Genomic DNA, 23,535 nt, shown 5'->3' on the forward strand with positions numbered 1-23,535 from the left:
TCCTTGAGTGACGTTTCGGGGATGTTTGCCCGTCTTCGAGACTGCGTGGCGGTTTCGCATGGTGACCAGGGATCTCACCATGCGAGATCCGCGTGATCCCCGAAACACCCTGGAAACACAGCGATCGCGGCTCAGTGGCGTGACCGATGCCACGCCGTTTCACTCACCGAGACGCGAACCCACCCGGAGCCGGCGCTCGCTCTGGCCCGCCTCTTCGCCCCGCACCACCCACATCGAGGGCGGGATCGCCGTCCCCGACGCGGTCTCGTAAGCGGCGACCGCGAGCACCTGCGCTCGACGGCCGTCCTCGAGCAGCGACGCCTCCGCGTACGAGCCGTCGGCGAAGCTGATGCCGATCCGGTCGAGGTCGCGCGCAGCGACCGCAGGACCGACGTGGACCTCCACGACGGCCCCGCGGAAGAGGTGGCTGTGCGTCGCCGAGGCGGTGACCCCGTCTCGCGAGCAGCCGACCTGCACGGGGAACGGCGGCCACTCGCTGGTCTCGCGCCGCCCGTCGAGGTGCCAGCCGCGCCGCAGGTAGAAGCGGCGCGCCCGCGCGTTCTCCTCGAGGACCCAGAGACGGAGCGGTCGTCCGCCGTGGCGCGCGAGGACCTCGTCGTGGAGCACGTCGGCGAGTCCGTCGCCCCAGTGCTCGGGGACGACGCCGAGGTGCCGCAGGACCTGCGCGTCGTACGTCACGAACCCGAGGAGACCGCCGTCCGCCGCGTCGGCGACGAGCGTCGTCACACCGTCCTCGCCGAGCTCACGGACCCATCGGCGCCTGATCTCGGCCTCCGGCCAGGGCAGGTCGCCGAACACGTGCGCCAGCCCCGTGCCGTACGCCGCCTCCTCGCACGCGGTCAGGTCGTCGGCGTCGGCTGCGGTGGCCGTACGAAGGTTCACGGACCCAGTGTGAGGCGCCGCCTGGTGGCCCGGGCACCCGGTGGTCGAGCAGCGGCCGAGGCGCTAGCCGAGGCCGCGTATCGAGACCCTCGCCTCGCGACGCCCTCGCCCAGGCGCTCGGGCTACCCGACCACCCGACCACCGGGACCGCGCTACTGCAGGTCGTCGATCGCCCGCTGCGACCCCGGGTGGACGGGGACAGGGTCGGACGACGCGGCGTCCTCGATGCGGATGTCCTTCGCCGCCGGGTGCACCGCGACCAGCGCGTCGGTGTCCTCGAAGACGAGGGTCGTCAACGCGCACGCGACGTTGTCGGCCATGTCGTTGCGGGCGAGCAGCACGTTCGGGACCGCGATGGTCGGCACGTCCGCGTCCAGCTCGTACGTGGCGGCCGGGATCGTCGCCTCCTCGTACACGGGGTTGATCTCCTGCAGTGCCGGCAGCTCCGGCGTGATGTCGAGGAAGGTCACCTTGTCGCCCATCGACGTGAAGAGGTCGGTGATCGCCGGCGTCGGGAGCCCGCCGGACCACACCAGCCCGTCGATCGAGCCGTCCTTCATCCCGTCGACGGTCTTGGTGAGGTCGAGGCGCTGCGCGGACACGTCGTCCTGGGAGAGGCCCGCGGCCTCGATGAGCCGCTGCGCGATGACCTCGGTGCCCGACTTCGGGGAGCCGGTGGAGATCCGCTTGCCCTCGAAGTCCGCGATCGACGAGATGCCTGCGTCGGTACGGACGACGACCTGCGTGTAGTTCGGGTAGATGCGCCCGATCGAGGACACCTCCTGCTTCTCCGTGAAGGACCCCGTGCCGGCCACGGCGTCGGCGGCCGTGTCGGCCAGGGAGAAGGCGAGGTCGTAGTCGCCGGCGACGAGCTGCTGGACGTTCTGCACCGACGCCCCGGTCTCGGCGGCGGTGGCCTTGAGGTCGGTCTCGTCGCTGATGAGCTTCGCGAGGCCGCCTCCGACGACGTAGTAGACGCCGGTCGAGTTGCCGGTCGCGATGCCGATGCGGCCGGAGCCGGCGTCGCAGCTGTCGGCGTCCCCTCCGGCCTGGTCGTTGTCCTGCTGCCCGCCGCACGCGGCGAGCGCGAGGGAGGCCGTCAGGGCGCCGGCGGCGAGCAGGGTACGGGTCTGTCTCATGGGTGCTTCACTCCTGGGTGATCGGTGCGGACGGGGCGGGAGGGGTCGTGGCACCCCGCCGGCCGGCCAGGTGGACGGCAACGGCGGCGGCGAGGAGGGCGAGACCGATGCCGATCGACACCGGGACGAGGTAGAGCAGCAGCAGCGCGGCGGGCAGGCACAGCAGGCGCTCGGCCCGGCGGGTGGGGCCGAACATCCAGCCCGACGTCGCGACGGCCAGCGCGGCCACCGCGAGACCGCACACGACGGTCGTCCAGACGACGTCGACCAGCGAGCCGCGACCGAGGAGGTGCGCGCCGTTGTCGGTCATGATGAACGCCATCGGCGCGAGGAACGCGGGCAGCGTGTACTTGCACGCCTGCCACATCGTCGCGATGACCTTGCCGCCCGTGATCGCCGCGGACGCGACGGCCGCGAGCGCGGTCGGCGGCGACACCTCGGAGAGCACCGCGTAGTAGAAGATGAACATCGCGACCTCGGGGCCGTCGGCGCCGAGGCTGATCAGGGCCGGGCCGATGATGATCCAGCTCAGGATGAACGACGCCGTCACGGGGACCGCGAGGCCGAGGACGATGATCGCGACCGCGGAGAACAGCGCGCTCAGCACCACGAGCGTCGCGTGGTTGGGCGCGAGCGCGTCGGCGGCGTCGACGAGCAGCGACGACAGGACCTGGCCGAGGCCGGTCTTCGCGATCGTCGACGTGATGACCCCGGCGGCGGCGCACACCGCGATGACCGGGACGGCGGCGCGGATGCCGGTCGCGAGCGCGACGTACAGCCGCGAGACGTAGTCGCGCAGCGACTCCCCCAGCGGCAGGCGCTCAGCGTCCTCGGGGCGCTCGTCGATGCTCCCGACGAACCGGCGCCGCGACAGGGCGGCCTCGAGCAGGCCGAAGACCGCGGCCACCGCCGTCGCGTACACGACCGCCTTGAAGGGAGGCACGTCCATCGCGAGGAAGACGACGATCACGCCCAGGCTCACGAAGTGGTAGCCGAAGCGACCGAGCAGCGCCCACGGGCTGTTCACGTCGACGTCGACCCGCCGCGCCCCGAAACGGCGCGCGTCGATCTCGACGGCGAGGAAGATGCCGAGGTAGTAGAGCAGCGTCGGGACGAGCGCCCAGCCGAGGACCTGCAGGTACGAGACGCCGAGGTACTCCGCGATGATGAACGCCGCAGCGCCGAGGGTCGGCGGCGAGAGGATCGCCCCGATCCCGGACGCCGCGAGCATGCCGCCGGCGGCCTCGCGCGGGTAGCCGGCACGCTTGAGGATGGGCCACGCGAACGACCCGAGCGTCACCGCGGTGGCCGTCCCTGACCCGGACACGGTGCCGAGCAGGAAGCCCGACGTCGCGACCGTACGACCCGGCGCGGTGCCCGACTTCCGGAACAGCGAGAAGCTGAACTCCACGAAGAACCGTCCGGCGCCCATCTTGTCGAGCACGGCGCCGTAGATCGTGAACAGCACGATGTACGTCGCCGCGACGTCGAGCGGCACCCCGAAGAACCCGCTGGCCTCGTTGTAGAGCGCGTTGACGATCTGGTCGATGTCCTCGCCGCGGTGGGAGATCGCCCACTCGATCGGGAGGAAGCCGCCGTAGTAGGCGTAGGCGAGGAACGCCACGCACACGACCGGCAGCACCCACCCCGTCGTACGCCGCGTGGCCTCGAGCACGAGGAGCAGCAGGAGCACGCCGGCGACGACGTCGATCGTGCCGAGCGCGCCCTGGCGGTCGAGGAACGCGCTGAACCCGCCGCCGCCCTGCTCCCACGCGGGCAGCGGGAGGACGGGGTAGAGGCCGACGACGAGCGCCGCCAGGGCGAGCAGCCAGTCGAACGGGCCCGGGTCGTCACCGCCGTCGGTACGACGTCGCGCCCGGCCGCGGTAGAGGAGGAACGCGAGCGGGAGCGTGACCCCGAGGAAGACCACGAGGTAGAACTGGTTGCCCTCGCGCAGGGGGAAGAAGACCTGCCGCAGCACGAACAGCGCCACGACGAAGCACCACAGCGTGATCAGGCGCTCCCAGCCGGGCGACAGGCGCCGCGAGGGCCGCTCCTCGTCGTACTCGGCCGCGAGGTGGTCGAGGTCGGTCTGGTCGACCGGGGTGTCGCTGGTTGCCCTGGGCATGGCGGGTAACGTAACCGTGAGCCACGTCACATCCGGGTGGGCGAACGCCAGCCTTTACACAGACTTGACGTCCCCCGCTCGACATCCCCCGGGAGGCCTGTCCGTGCGAGTGCTGCTCGTCGAGGACGACGACGCGGTCGCCGGCGCGCTCGGCGCCGCGCTGCGACGCGTCGGTCTCGCGGTCGACCGTGCCGCCGACGCCGAGGAGGGCTGGCGCAAGCACGGCGACGCCACGCTGGTCCTGCTCGACATGGGGCTGCCGGACTCCGACGGCCTCACGCTGTGCCGCCGCATCCGCGAGACGAGCACGGTCCCGATCATCGCGGTCACGGCACGGCGCGCGGACGCGTCGGTCGTGGCGGCGCTCCAGTCCGGGGTCGACGACTACGTCACCAAGCCGTACAGCACACAGGTGCTGCTCGCCCGCATCGACGCGGTGATGCGGAGGTACGGGAAGGCGCCGGTCGCCACCGCCGTACGCGTCGGATCCCTCGTCCTGGATCCCGACGAGCAGCGTGCCTCGTACGCCGACGCGCCGCTGGACCTGGCCCCGAAGGAGTTCGCCCTGCTGCTCGTCCTCGCCCAGAACGCCGGGCACGTCGTGTCGCGCGCGGCGCTCATGGAGCGGATCTGGCAGACGACGTGGGTCGGCGGCTCGAGGACGGTGGACGTCCACGTCGCGAACCTCCGCGCCAAGCTCGGGGCTGCGGACCTCGTCGAGACCGTCCGCGGCACCGGCTACCGCCTCCGCGCGGCGAGGTGACGCAGTGCGTCAGCGGCTGCTGGTCCTCTCCCTGCTCGCGCTCTCGGTGCTGCTCGCCGCGCTCATCGTGCCGCTGATCGGCACGTACGCCTCCGACCGGACACAAGAGCTGTTCGTCACCCGGCAGGCCGACCTGAACCGGTTCGCGGTCGTCGCGTCGACCGCGATCGAGACCGGGTCCGTGGCGTCGCTGCGCGCCGAGCTCGACCGGTACGAGGAGGTGCACGGCGCGCGCCTGGTCGTGGTCGACGCGGACCGTCGTACGGTCGCGGCATCGGCGGGCGACCTCGACCCGGCGTCCGTCCCCCGTCCCGTCACGCGCGCACTGGCGGGCAACAGCGCGGAGAAGCCCGCCCCGCTGTGGCCCTGGTCGGCGGACACGTTCGTGCTCGCGTCGCCGATCGGCCGGGACGCGCACGTCCTCGGCGCGGTGGTGATGGAGACCCCGACGGAGGCGGTGCGCGACGACGTGGCGACGCGTCTCGCGCTGCTGGTCGTGGCCGGCCTCGCCGTGCTGCTCGTCGCCGCGGCGGGGGTGGCGGTGCCGCTCGTCCGGTGGATCCTGCGACCGGTCCACGACCTCGACGACGCCGCCCGCCGGGTCGCGCACGGCGACCTCTCGACCCGCGTGCCGGCGAGTGCCGGACCGCCCGAGCTGCGACAGCTCGCGGGCTCGTTCAACGACATGGCCGACCACGTCCAGGTCGCCCAGCGGCGGCAGAGCGACCTCGTGGCCGACGCGTCGCACCAGCTCGGCAACCCGCTGACCGCGCTGCGCCTGCGGGTCGAGACGCTGAGCGCCGACGCCGCCCCCGGAGACGCGGCGCAGCTCGACCTGGTCCTCGCCGAGGCCGACCGGCTCACCCGGATCGTCGACTCGCTGCTCGACCTCGGACAGATCGGCGCGGACCCGCCTCCGCTCGTGGAGGTCGACGTGGCGGACGCGGTCCGGACCCGCTGCCGGATCTGGGAGGCGGCGATCACCGACCTCGACGTCCGGGGCCCGGACCACGCGCTCGCCCTCGCCACCGCCGAGGTCGTCGACGTCGTGCTCGACGCGGTCCTCGACAACGCCACGAAGTTCGCGCCGTCGTCGCCGGTCGAGGTCGAGGTGGTCGTCGCGGCGGACGCGGTCGAGGTCCGCGTGCGCGATCACGGCGAGGGCGTACGCGAGGCGGACCTGGACAAGGTCGGGGCACGGTTCTTCCGCGGCGCGCAGCACCAGAACGTCCACGGGACCGGCCTCGGGCTCGCCATCGTCCGGGCGCACGTGGTGCAGGTCGGCGGGTCCTTCGAGGTGGGGTGCCCGCCGGGTGGAGGGTTCGAGGTCCGTGTCGGCTTCAGGACCCCCGCTCGCGGTAGTAGCGCAGCGCGCCGGCGTGGAGCTCCAGCGGCGCGGTGAAGATCGCCGCACCGAGCGTCGGCTGCCCCACTCCCGGCTCGAGGCGCTCGATCTCGTCCTGCCGCTCGAAGAGCAGGCGCGTCAGCGCGTAGGCGAGCCGCTCGTCCAACCCCGGGTTCGCGACGAGGTAGTTCTTGACGCTGAGCGTGCTCACCGCCTCGCTCAACCCGTACGCCGACGGCGGGATCGGTGCGCGGACGTACTGGGGTCCGTAGGCGGCGACCATCGGCTCGACCACGTCGCCCAGGTCGAGGAGGCGTACCGGAGTGTCGCGGGCCAGCCCGGCGATCGCCTGGTTGGGCAGCCCGCTGACGAAGAAGAACGCGTCGAGCCGGCCGGCCCGGAGTGCCCCTGCCGAGGCCTCGAGAGCGGCGTCGACGAAGGTGGCCCCTGGCGCGCGGACGTCGTGGACGTCGAGCACGCGGGTCGCGATCACGCGGGTCCCGGAGCCCTGCGCGCCGACGCCGATGCGGGCGCCGGCGAGGTCGGAGACGCGGTGGTACGGCGAGGATGCCGGGACGACGAGGTGGACGAAGCTGTCGTACATGCGGGTGAGCGCGACCAGGTCGGGGGTGGTGGCGCCCGCGGTCGAGGCGCCCGCGCGCACGGCGTCGGCGGGCGCGCGCACGGCGTCGGCGGCCGCGTCGCCGAGCGAGAAGCCGACGTCGCAGGTGCCGTCGGCGACCAGGCGGAGGTTCTCGAGGGAGGCGTTGGTCGTCCGCGTGCGGGCACGTACGCCGTCCAGGTCCCGCCCGATCACCGTCGTCAGGGCGCGGCCGTACCGTACGAAGACGCCGCCGGGGTTGCCGGTGGCGATCGTGAGGACCGCCTCGCCCGGGGAGTCCCAGCCGCGACCGACGCACCCGGCCAGCGCGCCCGTGACAGGCAGCCCGAGAAGCGTGAGCAGGCGACGTCGGGAGAGCTCGTGCACAGCGCGATCGTAGACCCTTGACCTTCGTACAAACGTTCTAATAGACTCCATCTATGTTCGAGAGCGGATGCGTCGACGACCTGCGGCTGGCAGTGCACGCAGTCGTCGACGCTCCGTGCGAGCTCGCGACGACCGCGCAGCAGGCGGAGCTCCTCGTCGCCGTGGAGGAGGCTCAGTCGCTGCTCGAGGGGGTGAAGGCCCGGGCGCTGGCCGCGTTCGCCGATGCCGGTGGCCCCGAGGAGGCCGGCGCGCCGAATGCGAAGGCGTGGGCGCGGCGCGAGCTACGGATGGACGCGAGCGAGGCCGGGCGCCTCGTCACCACCGGCCGGACGCTCACGGCCCTGCCCCGCGTGTTCGAGGCGTTGCGGGCCGGGCGGATCCGGCCCGCCCACGTGTACGAGTTCAGTGCCGGCCTCAAGAAGGCCGCCCCTGGGGTGATCCCTGCGGTCGAGGACTACCTCGTGGACGTCGCGGAGCGCGGCGAGCCGGCCGCGCTCAAGGCGGAGATCCGCGAGTTCCTCGAGGCCGTCCATCCCGAGGAGCTCGACGCGGCCTACATCCGCGGCATGGAGCGCCGCGACCTGCAGGTCTCGAAGGTCGGCGACGGCTACGCGGTGACCGGCTTCCTCGACGTGCTCACGGGCGCCAGGCTCAAGGCCGTCGTGGACCACCTCGGTGCGCCCAGCGATCGCGACGACACCCGATCGCCGTCAGAGCGCCGCGTCACCAACCTCGATCGGCTCCTCACCCACGTGCTGGAGCACGGGCTGCCGACACGCAAGGGATTCCGCCCGCAGCTCTACGTAACCGTCGACCTCGAGCGCCTGCAGGACGTCCCGGGTGCCGCTCCGGCACGGCTCTACGGCTGGGGCACCATCCCCGACACCCTGCTCGGCAGCCTGCTCTGCGACGCCGACGTGACTCCGGTGCTCAGCGAGGGCGAGGTCGAGGTGGGCGAGGGCTCAGCCGCACGGACCGAGGGTGCCGCACTGGCAACGCTCGACGAGCAGCTGATCCGCACGGCCGGCCCGCGCAGGAGTGCCGACGTCCTCAACGTCGGCCGCACGCAACGCCTCGCGACCGAGCGACAACGGATCGCCGTGAAGCATCGCCAAGAGGGCCGCTGCGCCAACCCGGGCTGTCACAACACCCATCTCGAGATGCACCACCTCGACTGGTGGCACCGCGACTTCGGGCGCACCGACCTCGACGACCTGCTCGGGCTCTGTCCCCGCTGCCATCACCTCGTGCATGCGGGCAAGCTCCAGGCTCAACGCGACCCCGTCACCGGTCAGGTCGTGCTCCGCACCCAGCTGGGGACGCGCCTCGGCCAGCCCGATGACCGCGAGCGCGGGTTCCGTCGGCTGCTCATGAAGCGCCAGCTCCGCGAGATCAGGCGCGCCATGCGCGAGTCGTCGCAGCGCGAGCAAGGTGCCCGCGCCGCGTGACGGGGCAGTGCACCCTGGACGCACGCGCGCCGGGCACGACCGGACGGGGGACCGGTCGTGCCCGGCGTGCGTTAGGGCGTCAGGCCTTCTTGCGGTTGAGGAACGCCAGCATCGCCGCCCGTGCCTCGTCCGACCCGAACAGCCGGCCGGACTGCTCGGCAACCTCGTCGCCGAGCGCGTCGATCCGCTCCACGAGCTCGGCGTTGAGCAGGGCCTTGGTCTCGCGAAGGCCCTGCGGATACGCCTTGCGGAGACCGTCGAGCACCCCCGCCAGCGCCGCATCGAGCTGCTCCGCCGGCACGGCCTCCGTCACCAGCCCGTACGCGACGGCGTCGGCGGCGGAGAACGTCTCTCCGGTGAGGAAGGTCCGCGACGCCGCCCGCGGCGTCATCCGCGCGAGCGTCGTCAGCGAGATCACCGCCGGCGCCAGCGCGAGCCGCACCTCGGTGAAGGCGAAGGTGACGTCGTCCGCGCAGACCACCACGTCGGCGGCCCCCACGATCCCGAGCCCGCCCGCGCGGACGGGCCCGTGGAGGCGCACGACGACCGGCTTCGGCAGGGTCACGATCAGGCGCTGCAGGGCGACCAGGCCCTTCGCGCCCTCGACCATCCCTCCCCCGGCAGCTTCCGCGAGGTCGGCGCCCGAGCAGAACACGCGTCCCGCAGCCGCGATCACGACCGCCAGGACGTCGGGATCCGCGGCGGCGGTCTCCAGGTGCCCGACGAGCTCACCGACGAGCTGCGCCGAGAGGGCGTTGCGGTTGTGCTGGCTGTCCAGCGTGATCGTCGCGACCTGGTCGGCGACCTCGAGGTGGACGAGCTCGGTCATGGGTGGAGTCCCTTCATCAGCAGGATCGTCTGCATCGCGGTCAGTACGACTTCGGGAGGCCGAGCGAGAACTGAGCGACGAAGTTCAGCACCATCTCACGGCTCACCGGCGCGATCCGCGAGAGCCGCGAGCCGGCCAGCATCTGCACCAGTCCGTACTCCTCCGCGAGACCGTTGCCGCCGTGCGTCTGGATCGCGCGGTCGACGGCCGCGCAGACGACCTCCCCCGCCGCGTACTTCGCCATGTTGGCGGCCTCCCCGGCGCCCATGTGGTCGCCGGCGGCGTAGAGCGCGGCTGCCTTCTGCGTCATCAGACGCGCCAGCTCGATCTCGATGTGCGTCTGCGCGAGCGGGTGGGCGATCGCCTGGTGGGCGCCGATCGGCGTCTTCCAGACCTGCCGGTCCTTGGCGTACGCCGTGGCGAGCTCGAGGGCGAGACGCGCGGTGCCGGTCGCGAAGGACGCCGCCATGATCCGCTCGGGGTTCAGGCCGGCGAAGAGCTGCTCGATGCCGGCGTCCTCGCTGCCGATCAGCGCGTCGTGCGGGAGGCGGACGTCGTCGAAGAACAGCGTGAACTGCTTCTCCGGGCTGACGATCCCCATCGGGATCTCCTGCCAGGTGAAGCCGGGGGTGTCGGTCGGCACGAGGAAGAGCGCCGGCTTGAGGTTGCCCGTCTTGTGGTCCGCGGTGCGGGCGACGACGAGGACATGGCTCGCCTCGTCGACACCGGAGATGAACGTCTTGCCACCGGTCAGGCGCCAGCCGCCGTCCTCCTCGCGGTGGGCGGTGGTGATGATCCTGTGCGAGTTCGAGCCCGCGTCCGGCTCGGTGATCGAGAACGCGAACGTGCTCGTGCCGTCGGCCAGGCCCGGCAGCCAGCGCTGCTTCTGCTCCTCCGTCCCGTACTGGGCGATGATCGTGCCGACGATCGCGGGCGAGACCACCATCAGCAGCAGCGGGCAGCCCGCCGCGGCCAGCTCCTCGCAGACGGCCGCGAGGTCGCCGATCTCGCCGCCACCACCCCCGTACTCCTCGGGCACCGCGACGCCGAGGTAGCCGAGCTTGCCGGCCTCCTCCCACAGCTCGGTCGTCTTGCGGCCCTCGCGATAGGCGGCGTTGAAGTAGTCGCGCCCGTACTTGCGGCCGAGCTCGGCGACCGCCTTGCGGAGCGCGCGGCGCTCCTCGGACTCGCTGAACGGCGCGTTGCTCTCAGTCATCACTCTTCTCCTCCGGCGGGGGCGCCTTCGCTCTCGTCAGCCGCGGCGATCACGGCCAGCACCGCGCCCGACTCGACCTGGGAACCCGCGGACACCGCGAGCTCGGTGACGACGCCGTCGGTCGGCGCCGTGATGGTGTGCTGCATCTTCATCGCCTCCAGGACGACGACCACGTCGCCCTGCGCGACCGCCCGGCCCTGCTCGACCGCGACCGAGACGACGGATCCCGGCATCGGCGCGAGCAGCGACCCGGCAGCGACCTGGTCGGCGGGGTCGGTGAAGCGCGGGACGACCGTGAGGTCGAGCGGACCGGACGGCCCGTCGACGTCGACGACACCCGCCCCGACCGCGACGGCGTACGTCCGGGCGACCCCGTCGCGCTCGAGAACCACGCGGTCCGCGGTGACGGTCGCCGCGACCGGCGCAGCGCTCTCCCCGCCATCAGCGTCGACGGTCCCCGCACCGGCGCGCGGGACGAGGCGTCCGCCCACCGCGTCGTACGCGACGACGACGTCCTCGCCGCGCACCTGGTACGTCGCCGTGTGCGGCTGGCTCGCGACGTTGCGGAAGCCGGCAGGGATCCGCGACAGGACGCGCGCGCCCTGAGCAGCCGCGGTCGCGGAGGCGAGCGCGGCCGCGGTGGCGTAGTCGGCGACGGCCGAGGCGTCCGCCCGCGGCGCGGACCATGCGTCGATCCGCCCCTCGAGCAGCAGCGTGCTCAGCTCGCCGGAGGCGAACTCGGGGGCACCGAGGATGCCGCCGAGCAGGTCGAGGTTGGTGGTCACACCGTGGAGTCGGGTCCGTTCGATCGCGCCGCGGAGCATCCGGATCGCCGACGCACGGTCGGGACCGTACGCGACCAGCTTCGCGAGCATCGCGTCGTAGTGGATGCCGACCTCGCTGCCCGGCTCGACGCCCGAGTCCAGCCGGAGACCGTACGACGCAGGTCCTGCGAAGCGCGCCTCCGCACCCGGCACCTCGAACGCCCGGACCGTCCCGGTCTGCGGCGCGAAGTCGTCCGCGGCGTCCTCGGCGTACAGACGGACCTCGATCGCGTGACCCCGCGGCGCGGGCGGCTCGGACAGCGCGGCGGCCTCCTGAAGGGTCCGCCCCTCGGCGACCGCGATCTGCAGCGCCACGAGGTCGAGACCGGTGACGGCCTCGGTGACGGGGTGCTCGACCTGGAGCCGCGTGTTCATCTCGAGGAAGGAGATCAGCGCGTGCTGCTCGTCTCGTTCCTCGACGCTCTCCCCACGCTCGTCTCGTTCCTCGACGAGGAATTCGACGGTCCCGGCTCCGAGGTAACCGACCTGCTTCACCAGCGCCCGAGCCGCGTCGTGCAACGCGGTGCGCGTGGCCTCCGACAGACCGGGGGCCGGCGCCTCCTCGACGACCTTCTGGTGCCGGCGCTGGAGCGAGCAGTCACGGTCGCCGAGGACCCAGCACGTCCCGTGCGCGTCGGCCATCACCTGGACCTCGACGTGGCGGGCGTGCTCCAGGTAGTGCTCCACGAAGACCGTCGTGTCACCGAAGGCGGAGCCCGCCTCGGCGGCCGCCTGCTCCATCGCCGCGGGCAGCGCGTCGAGGTCGCGGACGACCCGCATACCGCGCCCGCCGCCGCCCGACGACGCCTTCACGACGAGCGGGAGGTCCGTGGCCTTCATCCGGTCGGGGTCCAGAAGCCCCGCGACCGGGCCACCACACTGTGCCATCAGCTCCTTGGACCGCACCTTCGAGCCCATCGCCTCGATGGCCTCGGGGTCGGGTCCGATCCACGTCAGGCCCGCCGCGCGCACCTGCGCGGCGAAGCCCGCGTTCTCCGAGAGGAAGCCGTAGCCGGGGTGGATCGCGTCCGCACCGGTCGCCAGCGCCGCCGCGATGACGAGGTCGCCTCGCAGGTACGTCTCGCCGGGCGCGTTGCCCGGCAGGCGTACGGCGGCGTCGGCGTCGCGGACGAACGGGGCGTCCGCGTCGGCGTCGGAGTGCACCGCTACCGTCGCGATGCCGAGCGCTCGGCACGTCGCGAACACGCGCCGGGCGATCTCGCCCCGGTTCGCCACCAGGACCTTCTGGATCATGCCGCCTCCGTTGGTCGAGCCTGTCGAAACGCTCACAGTCGGAACACCCCGTAGCCACGGGCCCCTTCGATCGGCGCGTTCGCGATCGCGCTGAGGCAGATGCCGAGCACGGTGCGGGTGTCGCGCGGGTCGATCACGCCGTCGTCGTAGAGCAGGCCGGACGTGAAGTACGCCAGCGACTGCTCCTCGATCTGCTTCTCGATGAAGGCGCGCATCTGCTTGTCGCCGTCCTCGTCGTACGGCATGCCCTTGGCCTCGGCGGCGCCGCGGGCGACGATCGAGATCACGCCGGCGAGCTGGGCCGGGCCCATCACCGCGGACTTCGCGTTGGGCCAGCTGAACATGAAGCGCGGGTCGTACGCGCGCCCGCTCATGCCGTAGTGCCCGGCGCCGTACGAGGCGCCGATGACGACGGAGATGTGCGGGACCGTCGAGTTGGAGACGGCGTTGATCATCTGGGCGCCGTGCTTGATGATGCCGCCCTGCTCGTACTCCGCGCCGACCATGTAGCCGGTCGTGTTGTGCAGGAACAGCAGCGGCGTGTCGGTCTGGTTCGCCAGCTGGATGAACTGGGTCGCCTTCTGCGACTCCTCGCTGAACAGCACGCCTTGGGCGTTGGCGAGGATGCCGATCGGGTAGCCGTGCAGCTGGGCGAAGCCGGTGACGAGCGAGGTGCCGTACAGCGGCTTGAACTCGTCGAACTCACTGCCATCGACCAGGCGGGCGATCACCTCGCGCGGGTCGAACGGCACCTTGAGGTCGGTCGGCACGATGTCGAGCAGGTCCTCGACATCGAGCACCGGCTCTGCGTAGTCGGCGGCGGGGACCGGGCCGTGCTTGCGCCAGTTGAGCCGCCGCACGATCTGGCGGCCGAGGCGGATCGCGTCGTACTCGTCGACCGCGAGGTAGTCCGCGAGCCCGGACGTCCGCGCGTGCATCTCGGCGCCGCCGAGGGACTCGTCGTCGGACTCCTCGCCGGTCGCCATCTTCACCAGCGGCGGTCCGCCGAGGAAGACCTTCGCGCCCTCCTTCACCATGACGACGTAGTCGCTCATGCCGGGGACGTACGCCCCGCCGGCGGTCGAGTTGCCGAACACCAGCGCGACGGTCGGCACCCGGGCCGCGCTCGCGCGCGTGATGTTGCGGAAGGTCGCGCCGCCGGGGATGAAGATGTCCTTCTGCGTCGGCAGGTCGGCGCCGCCGGACTCGACGAGGTTGATCGTCGGGAGCCGGTTCTCGGCGGCGATCTGCGCCGCGCGGAGGCCCTTCTTGACGGTGAGCGGGTTGCTCGAGCCGCCCTTCACCGTCGGGTCGTTGGCGATGATCATGCACTCGACGCCCTCGACCACGCCGATGCCGGTGACGATCGAGCCACCGACCGGGAAGTCGGTCCCCCACGCAGCGAGCGTCGAGAGCTCGAGGAAGGGCGCACCCTCGTCGAGGAGCAGCTCGATGCGCTCGCGCGCGAGCAGCTTGCCGCGCTTGTGGTGGCGCGCGACGTACTTGTCGCCGCCGCCGGCCAGCGCCTTCGCGTGCTGCTCGGCGAGGTCGTCGATCTTGGCGAGCATCGCTTCGCGATTGGTCGGTGGAGCCTCGCGATTGGTCGCTGCGGCATCGGCCGCGGTCGTGGTCATGCAGGTCCCTCCAGGGTCAGCTCGACAGGGGTGCCGAGGTAGTGGGAGAAGCGTTCGGCCTCGCGCGCGAAGCGTTCGCGGGCGAGGCGGGTCAGAGAGGTCAGGAGCGTCAGGGTGACGACGACGGGGTCGGCCTTGCGGGTCGGGCGGGTCCACTTCCAGCCGCCGACGACACGACCGTCGTCGACCGCGAGGCCCCAGAAGAAGAGGCCCTCGATCGGCTCGCGCTCGAAGTCCTCGCTGGCGTCGACGACCTGCCGGTTCTTGTAGGCGATGAGGTACTCGTCGTACGGCGGGAGCAGGTGGCTGCCCAACCCCCCGCCCTCCCCGGTGGTCGAGGAGCCGCCCCCGGTGGTCGAGTAGTCCGAGCCCCTGGGCGAGGGCGTATCGAGACCCACGTCCCAGTACGTCAGCCCCTCCCGCTCGTACGACGCCGCGCCGCACGCGTCGTACCCGCGGCGCGCGTCACCGACGGTGATGCCGCCCCACCAGGCGAGGTCGTGCGCGGTGGCCGGGCCGTGGCCCCGCAGGTAGCGCTCCGCGAGCCGAGCGACCGCCTCGTCCCGGTCCAGCGGGTCCGACGCGGGGACGCGGTCGTCGAAGGCGGCGAAGGTCTGCTGCTTGCCCTGGGGCGCGCCGCTGATCGCGACCCGGTCCAGCTCGGCGGCGAGCGTGATGAAGCTGATGCGCTTGGTGGTGTCCACCCCGCGCTGCTCGAGCCGCTCGGCCAGGTCCTTGCGCGTGAGGTGGTCCCCGTCCGCGAGCGCGTCGGCGACCGCCTCGATGACCCGGGCGCGCTCGGCGGGCTCGTCGAGGCCGGTCGCGCGCCACGCCGACGCCATCGACCGGATGATGCGCGGCCCGGTCAGCTCCAGCATCCAGCGCGCGTCGGCGGGGCGGACGAAGTGCCAGGTGGGTCGGAGCACGTGCGTCCGCAGGATCGAGCCGTCCGCGACGCGCGCCTCGACCTCGGCCGCGGTGACGTCGCCGTCGCTGCGCTGGGCCAGCGCCCACCCGGCGTCGACGTACTCCTGCGCCTGGACCGCACCGATCGAGGCGACGACGTCCACCGGAGCCGCGAAGCGGTCGCCGACGAGGCGCTGCCGCTGCATGCGGGCAGCGCGCACGTCGGCCCAGTCGCCGTCGGAGGGCTCGGTGTACGTCGCGACCATGGCTCGTCCCCTGTCCTCAGAACCCCAGGACCTTGGCGATGAGGTCGTTCATGACCTCCGTCGCCCCGCCGCCGATGCCGAGGATGCGCGCGTCGCGGTAGTGCCTCTCGACCTCCGACTCGCGCATGTAGCCGTGGCCGCCGTGGATCTGCACGGCCTCGTCCACGACGAAGTCGCAGGCCGCCACGGCGTCGTTCTTCGCGACGGCCGCATCGGCTGCGAGGCGGATCGGGTCGATGCCCTCCGCGCCCGCGGACGCCGCCGCGGCGCGCTCGACCACCTGGCGCGTGTACGCCCGTGCCGTCACGGTCGCGCGATGCATCTCCACGAGCTTGTGCCGGATGACCTGCCGGCTCGCGAGCGGACGACCGAAGGTCTCCCGGTCCTTCGCGTACGCCACCGCGAGGTCGAGGGACCGTTGTGCCGTCGCGTACGCCTGGACGGCCAGGCTCAGGCGCTCGTTGACGAACTGCTGCATCACCAGCACGAACCCGGCGCCCTCGTCACCGACCAGGTTCGTGGCCGGGACGCGGACGTCGTCGAACGCGAGCTCGGCGGTGTCGGAGCAGTGCCAGCCCATCTTGCGCAGCGGGCGTGCGACCGTGAAGCCGGGCGTGCCCTTGTCGACGACGAGGAGCGAGATGCCGCCGAACCCCTCGCCGCCGGTGCGGACCGCGGTCGTGACGAAATCCGCGCGCACCCCGGAGGTGATGAAGGTCTTCGCGCCGTTGACGACGTACGCGCCGTCGTCGCCGTCGCCGTCACGGACCGCACGCGTGCGCAGGTTGGCGACGTCGGAGCCACCGCCGGGCTCGGTGACGCCGAGGGAACCGATGGTCTCCCCTGCCAGCGTCGGCCGGACGTAGCGCTCGACGAGCGCCGCGCTCCGGTCGGTCGGGTTCGCGCGGTGCGCCGAGACGATGTGCGGCAGAGCGATGCCGTGGGTGTAGAGCGCAGCGATCAGACCGGACGAGCCGCCCGCCTCGATGATCGCCTCGGTCACGACGGAGATGTCGAGGGTGTCGCCGCCCTCCCCTCCGACGTCCTCCGGGAAGCCGATGCCGAGCAGGCCCGCGGCCGCGGCGCGCTTGTGCAGCTCGCGCGGGATCTCGCCGGCGTCCTCCCACTCGGCGAGGTGCGGCACGATCTCCGTGCGGGTGAAGCGGGTCGCGGACTCCCGCAGCGCCTTGCGCTCGGGCGTCGACCACGCGTCGTACGGGCCCGTCATGACGGCTCCTCGGCGTGGGTGGGAAGGATGGCCGACGGGACCTCGGCCACGCGGGCGCGCAGCCACTCGCCGAGGGCCTTCGCCTGCGGGTCGAAGCGGGTCGAGGCCGCGACCCCGTCGCCGAGGAAGCGGTGCAGCACGACGTTGACGGCACGCAGGTTGGGCAGCGGGTGGATCTCGAGGTCGAGCTCGGCCGCCTCCGGCAGCAGCGTGCGGACGCGCGCATCGTCGAGGTAGCCGAGCAGCCACGCGTACGCCGCCTCGGGATCCGGGAGGTCGCTGCGCACCCACACCCCGACGTTGGCGTCGCCGCCCTTGTCGCCCGAGCGGGCGTGGAGGACCCGCCCGAGCGCGACGTCCACCCCCTCGCTGGTCGCCCTCTCGCTGGTCGAGTAGCCCGGAGCGCCAGCGGAGGGCGTATCGAGACCCCCCTCCCCCGCGAACGTCGCCGGCGCCGGGATCTCGATCCGCGTCCCGTCCGCGAGCACGACCGTGTGCGGCACGAGCTCCTGCGCGACGTAGCCCGCGGTATACACGCCGTACGGCGTCCCGGCCGCCGGCGGCCGGGTGACCGTGAAGCCGGGGTACGACGCGAGAGCAAGCTCCACAGCCGCGGACGAGAACGCGCGACCGACGGGGTCCGGAGACGGATCCTTCACGTGGCACCGCAGGAGCGCGGTCGCGCGCGCCTGCGAGTCGGGGTCCGGCACGTCGGTCCGGTCCAGCTGCCAGGTGATCTCGGCGGGCAGCCCTGCGGGCGAGCCGGCGAGCGCGTCCTCCACCTGGGCCCGGACCAGCGCCGCCTTGGCCTCGATGTCGAGCCCCGTGAGGACCAGCTCGACGCTGTTGCGGAACCCGCCGAAGGAGTTGAGCGCGACCTTCGTCGTCTCCGGCGGAGCGGACCCGCGGACCCCGGTGATCGCGACCCGGTCCGGGGCGTCCTGCGTGAGGACGACCGTGTCGAGGTGCGCGACGACGTCCGGTCCGGCGTACGCGGGCCCGCCGATCTCGTACACGAGCTGCGCGGTGACCGTGTCGACCGTGACGACGCCCCCGGTGCCCTCGTGCTTGGTGATGACGCTGCTGCCGTCCGCCGAGACCTCCGCGATCGGGAAGCCGGCGTGCAGGAGGAGCTTGGGGTCGAGGTCGGCGAACCCGGCGAAGTTGCCGCCGGTCGCCTGGGCGCCGCACTCCACGACGTGGCCGGCGACGACGGCGCCGGCGAGCGCGTCGTAGTCCTCGCGGCTCCACCCGAAGGCGTGGATCGCGGGCCCGACGACGACCGAGGCGTCGGTGACCCGTCCCGTGACGACGATGTCCGCGCCGGACTCGAGCGCCGCGGCGATGCCGAACGCGCCGAGGTAGGCGTTGGCGGTGATGGGCACCTGGCCGCCGTGGCCGACGAGGCCGAGGTCGCCCGCTCGCGTGCGCAGGTCGTCGCCCTCGACGTGAGCCACGACGACGTCGACACCCTGGTCGGCGGCGATCTCGCGCAGCTTGGCCGCGAGTCCGGCCGGGTTGAGGCCGCCGGCGTTGGTGACGATGCGGACGCCGCGCTCCTTCGCGTAGCCCATGCACTCGGTCATCTGGCGCACGAAGGTCTTGGCGTAGCCGAGCGACGGGTCCTTCATGAGGTCGCGGCCCAGGATGAGCATGGTCAGCTCGGCGAGGTAGTCGCCGGTCAGGTAGTCGAGCTCGCCCTCGGTGAGCATCTCGCGCATCGCGGCGAGGCGGTCACCGTAGAAGCCGGAGCAGTTGCCGATCCTGATCATGCGGCGCCTCCGCGCTCGGAGAGCGGCTTCGGGTCGGGTCCGGGGAGACCGGCGAACGCCTGCACGATGTCGAGCCACTCGTCGGCCGCCGCGCCGTCGGCCGTCACGTCGACGTCGCCGCGGACCCGGCGTCGGGTGGCGAGGAGCGCGAAGTCGTAGCCGTCGCCGGTCACGCGGTCGGCGGCGTCCTCGGGACCCCACGCCCACGTGTCGCCGTCAGGGCCGGTCAGCTCGACGCGCACAGGGGCTGCCGGGACCTCGCGGCCGCGCACCAGGTAGGCGAACCCGCGGGTGCGGAAGCCGAGGTAGGCGACGTGCTTGGCACGTCCGGTCCGCGGGAGCTCGACGCCGAGCGCCTCGGCGACGTCGCGGCCGTGCGCCCAGGTCTCCATCAGGCGTGCGGTCGCCATCGAGGCGGGACTCATCGGCGGTCCGAACCACGCGATCTTGTCGCCCTGCGGCACGGCGCGCAGCGCGTCGGCGAGGCGGGCCCGCCCCTCGCGCCACGCCGCGAGCAGCGCCTCGGGTCCGAGCGCCACCAGCCGCTCGGTCTCCTCGTCGATGTAGCCGGTCGGGTTCGCGGCCGCCGCCTTCATCAGCTGCCCGAACGCGTCCCCTCCCGCGATCGCCGCCTGTGACGCCTCGTCGGTCCAGTGCAGGTGCGCGACCTGGTGGGCGATCGACCAGCCCTCCGCAGGGGTGGGGCGCGCCCAGCCCTCGGCGTCGAGGTCGGCGACCAGCGCCTCGAGCTGGCGGCTCTCGTCGTCGAGGTCGGTCAGGACGGACTCGAGGACCTCGTCGCGCGACGGGGTCGTGGTGGACGGTTCAGTGCTCATTCAGCGCTCCAGCTCGGTGTCGAGGGTGACGGCCCAGGTGTCGAGGATCGAGGTGCGACGCGCGGTGTCGTCGCTGAGCGAGGCGGCCAGGCCGAGGCCGCGCACGAGGTCGAGGGTGGCCTGAACGAGCTGGCGGTTGCGGCCGCGGCCCTCGTCGATGCCGAGGAGCTCCACCGCATAGGCGTGGGTCTCGCGGCCGATCCGGCGCTCGAGCGGGGCGACGGCGTCGCGCAGCTCCTCGTCGGTGCGGGCGGCGACCCAGAGCTCGAGCGCGGCGAAGAACACGGGCGAGACGAACTGCGCCGCCAGCGCGTCGAGCACCGCACGGGTCCTCCCCTCCTGCGGGAGGTTGGCGACCGACGTCGCCATCTCGTCGCGACGGCGCTCGGTGAGGTGCTCGACGGCGGCGATGACGAGGGCCTGCTTGCTCGGGAAGTGGTGCAGCTGTGCTCCACGGGAGACGCCGGCGCGCTGCGAGACGACGGTCGTGCTCGTCCCGGACCAGCCGAGCTCGACGAGCGACTCGACGGTCGCCTCCAGGAGGCGCTGGCGCATCAGCCGGCTGCGCTCCCCTTGGGTCGTGCGGGTGGTCGCGGTCACACCGCCATCATGTGCTCCGAACTAACAAACAGTCAACCCTGTCTTTTTCTGTGAGACGCGCATCGTCCGTCGGCGGGATAACGCATCGCCCACGCCGGACGGCCACCTCTACCCTGGCCCGATGCGCATCGCGTCCCTGCACCTCTACCCGGTCAAGTCGACCGCTGCCCTCGACGTCGAGCGGGCGGCCGTCGAGCCGTGGGGCCTGACCGGCGACCGCCGCTGGCTCGTCGTCGACCCGACGGGCGCCAAGATCGACCCGCTCCGGCACCGAAGGGTCCTCGGCGTCCGCGCCGTCCCGACCGCGGACGGCCTCCGACTGAGCGCACCGGGACATCCCACCCTCGAGGTGCCGGCGCCGGTCGACGGCGTGCAGGTGCGGGTCGGCATCACGCGGCAGCCGGAGCTGACGTACGCCGGCCCGGCCGCGGCCGCCTGGCTGACCGTGGTCCTCGGCACCGACGTACGGCTGGTGTGGCAGCAGGAGCCGCGCGACCGCACGGTGTCGGCGTCGCACGGAGGTCTGCCGGGGGATGTTCTCTCGCTCGCGGACGCCGCTCCGATCCTCCTCACGACCACCGCCTCGCTCGACCAGCTCAACGCCTGGGTCGCCGACGGTCCCGAGCCCGCTCCGCTCGCGATGAGCCGGTTCCGCCCCAACATCGTGGTGGACGGTGACCTCGTCCCGTTCGTCGAGGACGGGTGGCGGTCGGTCCGCCTCGGCGAGGTCGAGCTGCGCTTCACCGAGCTCTGCGACCGGTGCGCGATCACCACGATCGACCCGGTCACGCTCGAGCGCGGCAAGGAGCCGATCCGGACGCTGGCGCAGCGACGCAAGTGGGACGGCGTCACGTGGTTCGGCGTGCGGATGCTCCCCACCGGCGCGGGGACGCTCCACGTGGGTGACCGGGTGGAGGTTGTCACCTCGGCATAGCGTGGCCGCATGACCACCATCGCCGTGATCGGAGCAACGGGGTTCGCCGGAGGCGCGATCGCGTCCGAGGCGCTGGCGCGCGGGTACGACGTCATCGCCGCCGCCCGGGACACCGCCTCCATCGGACCAGCCGACCACCAGACCACCCGCGACGGGGACCTGTACGACGCAGAGTTCGTCGACGGGCTGGCCCGCGACGCCGACGTCGTCGTGGTCGCGGTCCCCTTCCACACCGACGACCGCGACCTCGTCGAGGCGGTCCCCGGACTCGCCGCGGCCGTCGCCCGGCACCAGCGGCGCCTCGGCTTCGTCGGCGGCGCCGGCTCCCTGCGGGTCGCCCCCGACGGTCCGATCCTCATGGAGACCCCAGACTTCCAGGAGGCGTGGAAGCCCGAGGCGCGCGCTGGCTACCAGGTGCTCGACGCGCTCACCCGCACCACCGAGGACGTCAACTGGTTCTACGTCAGCCCGTCGGCGCTGTTCGGCCGCCTCGCGGACGTGCCGGCCCGCGGCAGCTACCGCCTCGGCGGCGACGTCCTGCTCACCGAGCCGGACGGCACCTCGTCGATCTCGGGGCCTGACTACGCGCAGGCGTTCGTCGACGAGATCGCCAGCCCGACCCACTACCGCGAGCGGTTCACCGTCGGCTACTGACGGGACCGGGGCTGCTGTCGGTCATCTCGGTGGTCGTACGACCACCTCGACAGCGTCGTCCTCGAACCCGAGCCGGTGAGCGAGGCGTCGCGACGCGACATTGCTGGCGAGCGCCCTCCAGCGGACGAGGCCGTGCTGGCGCACGGCGTCGCGGGCGGCCGTCGCGGCGACGACCACAGCGACCCCACGGCCGCGAGCGGCGGGGTCGGCCAGGACGCCGACGTCGGCGTCCATGCCGGCGAAGCGCGTGAGGTTGGCGGCGGCGAGCGGACGCCCGCCGGGGTCGAGCGCGACCCATGCCTGCTCCACGTCGCCGGCGAAGCCCGACTCGACCCACTCGGGCTCCGAGACGGCGTCCCGCAGACGTCGGAGCTCGCCCGGCTGCGCGGGTCGGACGGTCACGTCGATCCGCGCAGACGCCACCGGCTCCACCCGGTCGGCGAACGAGTGGACCGCCGGCCCGACCACGGACCAGCCTGGGAGGTGCTCGGACCACCAGCCCGCGTCCTGGACCGCGGAGACCGAAGGAGCCCACCGACGGACCCGGTCGACGAGGTGCGGCGGAGCCGTGACGTGGACGACCGCGTCCCGGACCACGCACAGCACGCCTCGCTCGTCCCCGAGGAACGCCGCGTGGGGGACGGCGACGACCGCCGAGGCCCTGTCCTCGCCAGCCCCACCGAACACCGCACCCCAGGGCCTCGACCCGGGAACGCGTCTCGTCCTGCACGCGCCCAGTCGACCACAGCGCCGACGCCCGAGGCGACCGCAATGTGGCGGCCACTACCGTGACGCCATGTCTGCGAGCGAGTCCGTCGAGCGCGAGATCACCGAGCCTGTCGACCTCTGCCTCCCGTCCGGGCGGCTGAACCCGGATGCCGTCGGCTGGACCCGGCAGCCGCTGCACCGGGCGAACCTGCGCGGCTGGGGGCGTACGAAGCGGTGGGAGTACTGGGGGATCGTCTCGCCCACCCACGTGATCGGCGTCCAGGTGTCGTCGTTGGACTACGCCGCCGTCCACGGGATCTACGTGCTCGACCGCGCGAGCGGCACGGAGTGGCGCACGGACGTGACGGTCGTCGCCGGCCGCGGTGTCGCCCTGCCGGACCGGGCCGGAACGGGACGGGTGGCCGCGGCGGCGAAGGACTTCGTGGTCGACATCCGGCAGCCCGACGACGGCACGCGCGGAACGACCACGATCCGCGCGACGACGCCGCGCGCCACGCTGTCGCTCACCGTCGAGCAGCCGTCCGGTCACGAGTCGATGGGCGTGGTCGTGCCGTGGAGCGCGCGCCGCTTCCAGTACACGGTCAAGGACCTCGCCCGGCCGGTGACGGGCACGCTGAGCCTGGACGGCACCGCGTACCCGATCACCGACGCGTACGCCGTCCTGGACCACGGGCGCGGCGTCTGGCCGTACCGGATGACCTGGAACTGGGGCGCCGGATCCGGACCGGGCGGCAACGCGGTCCAGCTCGGCGGCCGGTGGACCGACGGGACGGGCGCGACGGAGAACGCGATCGTGGTCGACGGGACCGTGCACAAGATCGGCGCCACGCTCCACTGGGCGTACGACACCGCGGATGCGACGGCGCCCTGGCGCGTCACCGGCGACGGCGTCGACGCCACCTTCCACCCCGAGCACGTCCGCGTCGCGCGGACCGAGCTCGTGGTGCTCGGCAACGCCACGCACCAGGCGTTCGGGACCTGGTCGGGCACCGCCCGCGGCGACGACGGGACGACGCTCACGCTCGACGGGCTCGTCGGCTGGGCCGAGGAGGCGCGCAACCGCTGGTGACCGCGGCACTCGTGACCGCAGCACTCGTGACCGCAGCACTCGTGACCGCAGCACTCGTGACCGAAAGCGG

20 protein-coding genes are annotated in these 23,535 nt (G+C 72.7%); 6 read left to right on the forward strand and 14 right to left on the reverse strand.

Features of this window, described 5'->3' with window-relative positions; translation table 11 throughout:
* Positions 1-159: 159 nt before the first annotated feature.
* From ACQSSQ_RS14915 to ACQSSQ_RS14925, 3 genes are all read right to left on the reverse strand, one after another.
* Complete coding sequence (locus tag ACQSSQ_RS14915) at positions 160-903, reverse strand: GNAT family N-acetyltransferase (RefSeq protein ID WP_431327867.1); 744 nt, start codon at positions 901-903, stop codon at positions 160-162.
* Positions 904-1,055: 152 nt separating this feature from the next.
* On the reverse strand, positions 1,056-2,042 hold the full coding sequence (locus tag ACQSSQ_RS14920) for a TAXI family TRAP transporter solute-binding subunit (RefSeq protein WP_431327868.1): 987 nt from the start codon (positions 2,040-2,042) through the stop codon (positions 1,056-1,058).
* Positions 2,043-2,049: 7 nt separating this feature from the next.
* Positions 2,050-4,170, reverse strand: coding sequence for a TRAP transporter permease (locus ACQSSQ_RS14925; protein ID WP_431327869.1), 2,121 nt, complete (start codon positions 4,168-4,170; stop codon positions 2,050-2,052).
* A 103-nt stretch (positions 4,171-4,273) separates the two neighbouring features.
* On the opposite strand from ACQSSQ_RS14925, the gene ACQSSQ_RS14930 reads away from it, so the two are divergent.
* Positions 4,274-4,933 (forward strand): response regulator transcription factor, encoded by a 660-nt coding sequence (locus ACQSSQ_RS14930; protein ID WP_431327870.1) that lies wholly within the window; start codon positions 4,274-4,276, stop codon positions 4,931-4,933.
* Positions 4,934-4,937: 4 nt separating this feature from the next.
* Positions 4,938-6,335, forward strand: a complete 1,398-nt coding sequence (locus ACQSSQ_RS14935; RefSeq protein ID WP_431327871.1) for a sensor histidine kinase — start codon at positions 4,938-4,940, stop codon at positions 6,333-6,335.
* On the opposite strand, the gene ACQSSQ_RS14940 is transcribed toward ACQSSQ_RS14935, so the two are convergent.
* Entirely contained in the window at positions 6,274-7,266 is a 993-nt protein-coding gene (locus ACQSSQ_RS14940; protein ID WP_431327872.1) for a TAXI family TRAP transporter solute-binding subunit, read from the reverse strand. The genes ACQSSQ_RS14935 and ACQSSQ_RS14940 overlap by 62 nt on opposite strands.
* 53 nt (positions 7,267-7,319) lie before the next feature.
* On the opposite strand from ACQSSQ_RS14940, the gene ACQSSQ_RS14945 reads away from it, so the two are divergent.
* The gene (locus ACQSSQ_RS14945; protein WP_431327873.1) at positions 7,320-8,714 is read left to right on the forward strand and encodes an HNH endonuclease signature motif containing protein; all 1,395 of its coding nucleotides are present in this window, start codon (positions 7,320-7,322) and stop codon (positions 8,712-8,714) included.
* Positions 8,715-8,793: 79 nt separating this feature from the next.
* Here the strand turns inward: ACQSSQ_RS14945 and ACQSSQ_RS14950 are convergent, their stop codons facing one another.
* Genes ACQSSQ_RS14950 through ACQSSQ_RS14990 form a run of 9 tightly spaced genes read right to left on the reverse strand, consistent with a single transcriptional unit; the run spans position 8,794 to position 20,079 of the window.
* Positions 8,794-9,543, reverse strand: coding sequence for an enoyl-CoA hydratase-related protein (locus ACQSSQ_RS14950; protein WP_431327874.1), 750 nt, complete (start codon positions 9,541-9,543; stop codon positions 8,794-8,796).
* Between the two features lie 40 nt (positions 9,544-9,583).
* Entirely contained in the window at positions 9,584-10,759 is a 1,176-nt protein-coding gene (locus ACQSSQ_RS14955) for an acyl-CoA dehydrogenase family protein (RefSeq protein WP_431327875.1), read from the reverse strand.
* Positions 10,759-12,837, reverse strand: a complete 2,079-nt coding sequence (locus ACQSSQ_RS14960; RefSeq protein WP_431327876.1) for an acetyl/propionyl/methylcrotonyl-CoA carboxylase subunit alpha — start codon at positions 12,835-12,837, stop codon at positions 10,759-10,761. Before ACQSSQ_RS14960 ends, ACQSSQ_RS14955 begins: the two co-directional genes overlap by 1 nt.
* Before the next feature lie 32 nt (positions 12,838-12,869).
* Positions 12,870-14,471 (reverse strand): acyl-CoA carboxylase subunit beta, encoded by a 1,602-nt coding sequence (locus tag ACQSSQ_RS14965; RefSeq protein ID WP_431327877.1) that lies wholly within the window; start codon positions 14,469-14,471, stop codon positions 12,870-12,872.
* Positions 14,468-15,643: a winged helix DNA-binding domain-containing protein gene (locus ACQSSQ_RS14970; protein WP_431327878.1), complete on the reverse strand. Its 1,176-nt coding sequence runs from the start codon at positions 15,641-15,643 to the stop codon at positions 14,468-14,470. Before ACQSSQ_RS14970 ends, ACQSSQ_RS14965 begins: the two co-directional genes overlap by 4 nt.
* A 16-nt stretch (positions 15,644-15,659) precedes the next feature.
* Positions 15,660-16,871 (reverse strand): acyl-CoA dehydrogenase family protein, encoded by a 1,212-nt coding sequence (locus ACQSSQ_RS14975; protein WP_431327879.1) that lies wholly within the window; start codon positions 16,869-16,871, stop codon positions 15,660-15,662.
* A complete protein-coding gene (locus ACQSSQ_RS14980; protein ID WP_431327880.1) occupies positions 16,868-18,643 on the reverse strand; it encodes an acyclic terpene utilization AtuA family protein in 1,776 nt (591 codons plus the stop codon). The genes ACQSSQ_RS14975 and ACQSSQ_RS14980 overlap by 4 nt, the downstream gene beginning before the upstream one ends.
* Positions 18,640-19,479 carry a TIGR03084 family metal-binding protein gene (locus tag ACQSSQ_RS14985; protein ID WP_431327881.1) on the reverse strand — a complete coding sequence of 280 codons (840 nt, stop codon included), beginning with the start codon at positions 19,477-19,479 and terminating at the stop codon, positions 18,640-18,642. The genes ACQSSQ_RS14980 and ACQSSQ_RS14985 overlap by 4 nt, the downstream gene beginning before the upstream one ends.
* Positions 19,480-20,079, reverse strand: a complete 600-nt coding sequence (locus tag ACQSSQ_RS14990; RefSeq protein ID WP_431327882.1) for a TetR/AcrR family transcriptional regulator — start codon at positions 20,077-20,079, stop codon at positions 19,480-19,482. It abuts the gene before it with no gap.
* A gap of 121 nt (positions 20,080-20,200) precedes the next feature.
* On the opposite strand from ACQSSQ_RS14990, the gene ACQSSQ_RS14995 reads away from it, so the two are divergent.
* Positions 20,201-21,013 carry an MOSC domain-containing protein gene (locus ACQSSQ_RS14995; RefSeq protein ID WP_431327883.1) on the forward strand — a complete coding sequence of 271 codons (813 nt, stop codon included), beginning with the start codon at positions 20,201-20,203 and terminating at the stop codon, positions 21,011-21,013.
* Positions 21,014-21,022: 9 nt separating this feature from the next.
* The gene (locus ACQSSQ_RS15000) at positions 21,023-21,667 is read left to right on the forward strand and encodes an NAD(P)-dependent oxidoreductase (RefSeq protein WP_431327884.1); all 645 of its coding nucleotides are present in this window, start codon (positions 21,023-21,025) and stop codon (positions 21,665-21,667) included.
* Between the two features lie 21 nt (positions 21,668-21,688).
* On the opposite strand, the gene ACQSSQ_RS15005 is transcribed toward ACQSSQ_RS15000, so the two are convergent.
* A complete protein-coding gene (locus ACQSSQ_RS15005; RefSeq protein ID WP_431327885.1) occupies positions 21,689-22,273 on the reverse strand; it encodes a GNAT family N-acetyltransferase in 585 nt (194 codons plus the stop codon).
* Between the two features lie 190 nt (positions 22,274-22,463).
* Here ACQSSQ_RS15005 and ACQSSQ_RS15010 point away from each other — a divergent pair, with 190 nt between their 5' ends.
* On the forward strand, positions 22,464-23,465 hold the full coding sequence (locus tag ACQSSQ_RS15010; protein WP_431327886.1) for a DUF2804 domain-containing protein: 1,002 nt from the start codon (positions 22,464-22,466) through the stop codon (positions 23,463-23,465).
* Positions 23,466-23,535 lie beyond the last annotated feature (70 nt).

This window comes from Mumia spirodelae, assembly GCF_050632745.1.
Classification (GTDB): Bacteria; Actinomycetota; Actinomycetes; order Propionibacteriales; family Nocardioidaceae; genus Mumia.

Excerpts from the sequence above, each read along its gene's own strand:
- ACQSSQ_RS14920 (WP_431327868.1), bottom strand. The coding sequence starts at position 2,042 with ATGAGACAGACCCGTACCCTGCTCGCCGCCGGCGCCCTGACGGCCTCC.
- ACQSSQ_RS14925 (WP_431327869.1), bottom strand. The coding sequence starts at position 4,170 with ATGCCCAGGGCAACCAGCGACACCCCGGTCGACCAGACCGACCTCGAC.
- ACQSSQ_RS14945 (WP_431327873.1), top strand. The coding sequence starts at position 7,320 with ATGTTCGAGAGCGGATGCGTCGACGACCTGCGGCTGGCAGTGCACGCA.
- ACQSSQ_RS14950 (WP_431327874.1), bottom strand. The coding sequence starts at position 9,543 with ATGACCGAGCTCGTCCACCTCGAGGTCGCCGACCAGGTCGCGACGATC.
- ACQSSQ_RS14955 (WP_431327875.1), bottom strand. The coding sequence starts at position 10,759 with ATGACTGAGAGCAACGCGCCGTTCAGCGAGTCCGAGGAGCGCCGCGCG.
- ACQSSQ_RS14960 (WP_431327876.1), bottom strand. The coding sequence starts at position 12,837 with ATGATCCAGAAGGTCCTGGTGGCGAACCGGGGCGAGATCGCCCGGCGC.
- ACQSSQ_RS14965 (WP_431327877.1), bottom strand. The coding sequence starts at position 14,471 with ATGACCACGACCGCGGCCGATGCCGCAGCGACCAATCGCGAGGCTCCA.
- ACQSSQ_RS14970 (WP_431327878.1), bottom strand. The coding sequence starts at position 15,643 with ATGGTCGCGACGTACACCGAGCCCTCCGACGGCGACTGGGCCGACGTG.
- ACQSSQ_RS14975 (WP_431327879.1), bottom strand. The coding sequence starts at position 16,871 with ATGACGGGCCCGTACGACGCGTGGTCGACGCCCGAGCGCAAGGCGCTG.
- ACQSSQ_RS14980 (WP_431327880.1), bottom strand. The coding sequence starts at position 18,643 with ATGATCAGGATCGGCAACTGCTCCGGCTTCTACGGTGACCGCCTCGCC.
- ACQSSQ_RS14985 (WP_431327881.1), bottom strand. The coding sequence starts at position 19,479 with ATGAGCACTGAACCGTCCACCACGACCCCGTCGCGCGACGAGGTCCTC.
- ACQSSQ_RS14995 (WP_431327883.1), top strand. The coding sequence starts at position 20,201 with ATGCGCATCGCGTCCCTGCACCTCTACCCGGTCAAGTCGACCGCTGCC.
- ACQSSQ_RS15000 (WP_431327884.1), top strand. The coding sequence starts at position 21,023 with ATGACCACCATCGCCGTGATCGGAGCAACGGGGTTCGCCGGAGGCGCG.
- ACQSSQ_RS15010 (WP_431327886.1), top strand. The coding sequence starts at position 22,464 with ATGTCTGCGAGCGAGTCCGTCGAGCGCGAGATCACCGAGCCTGTCGAC.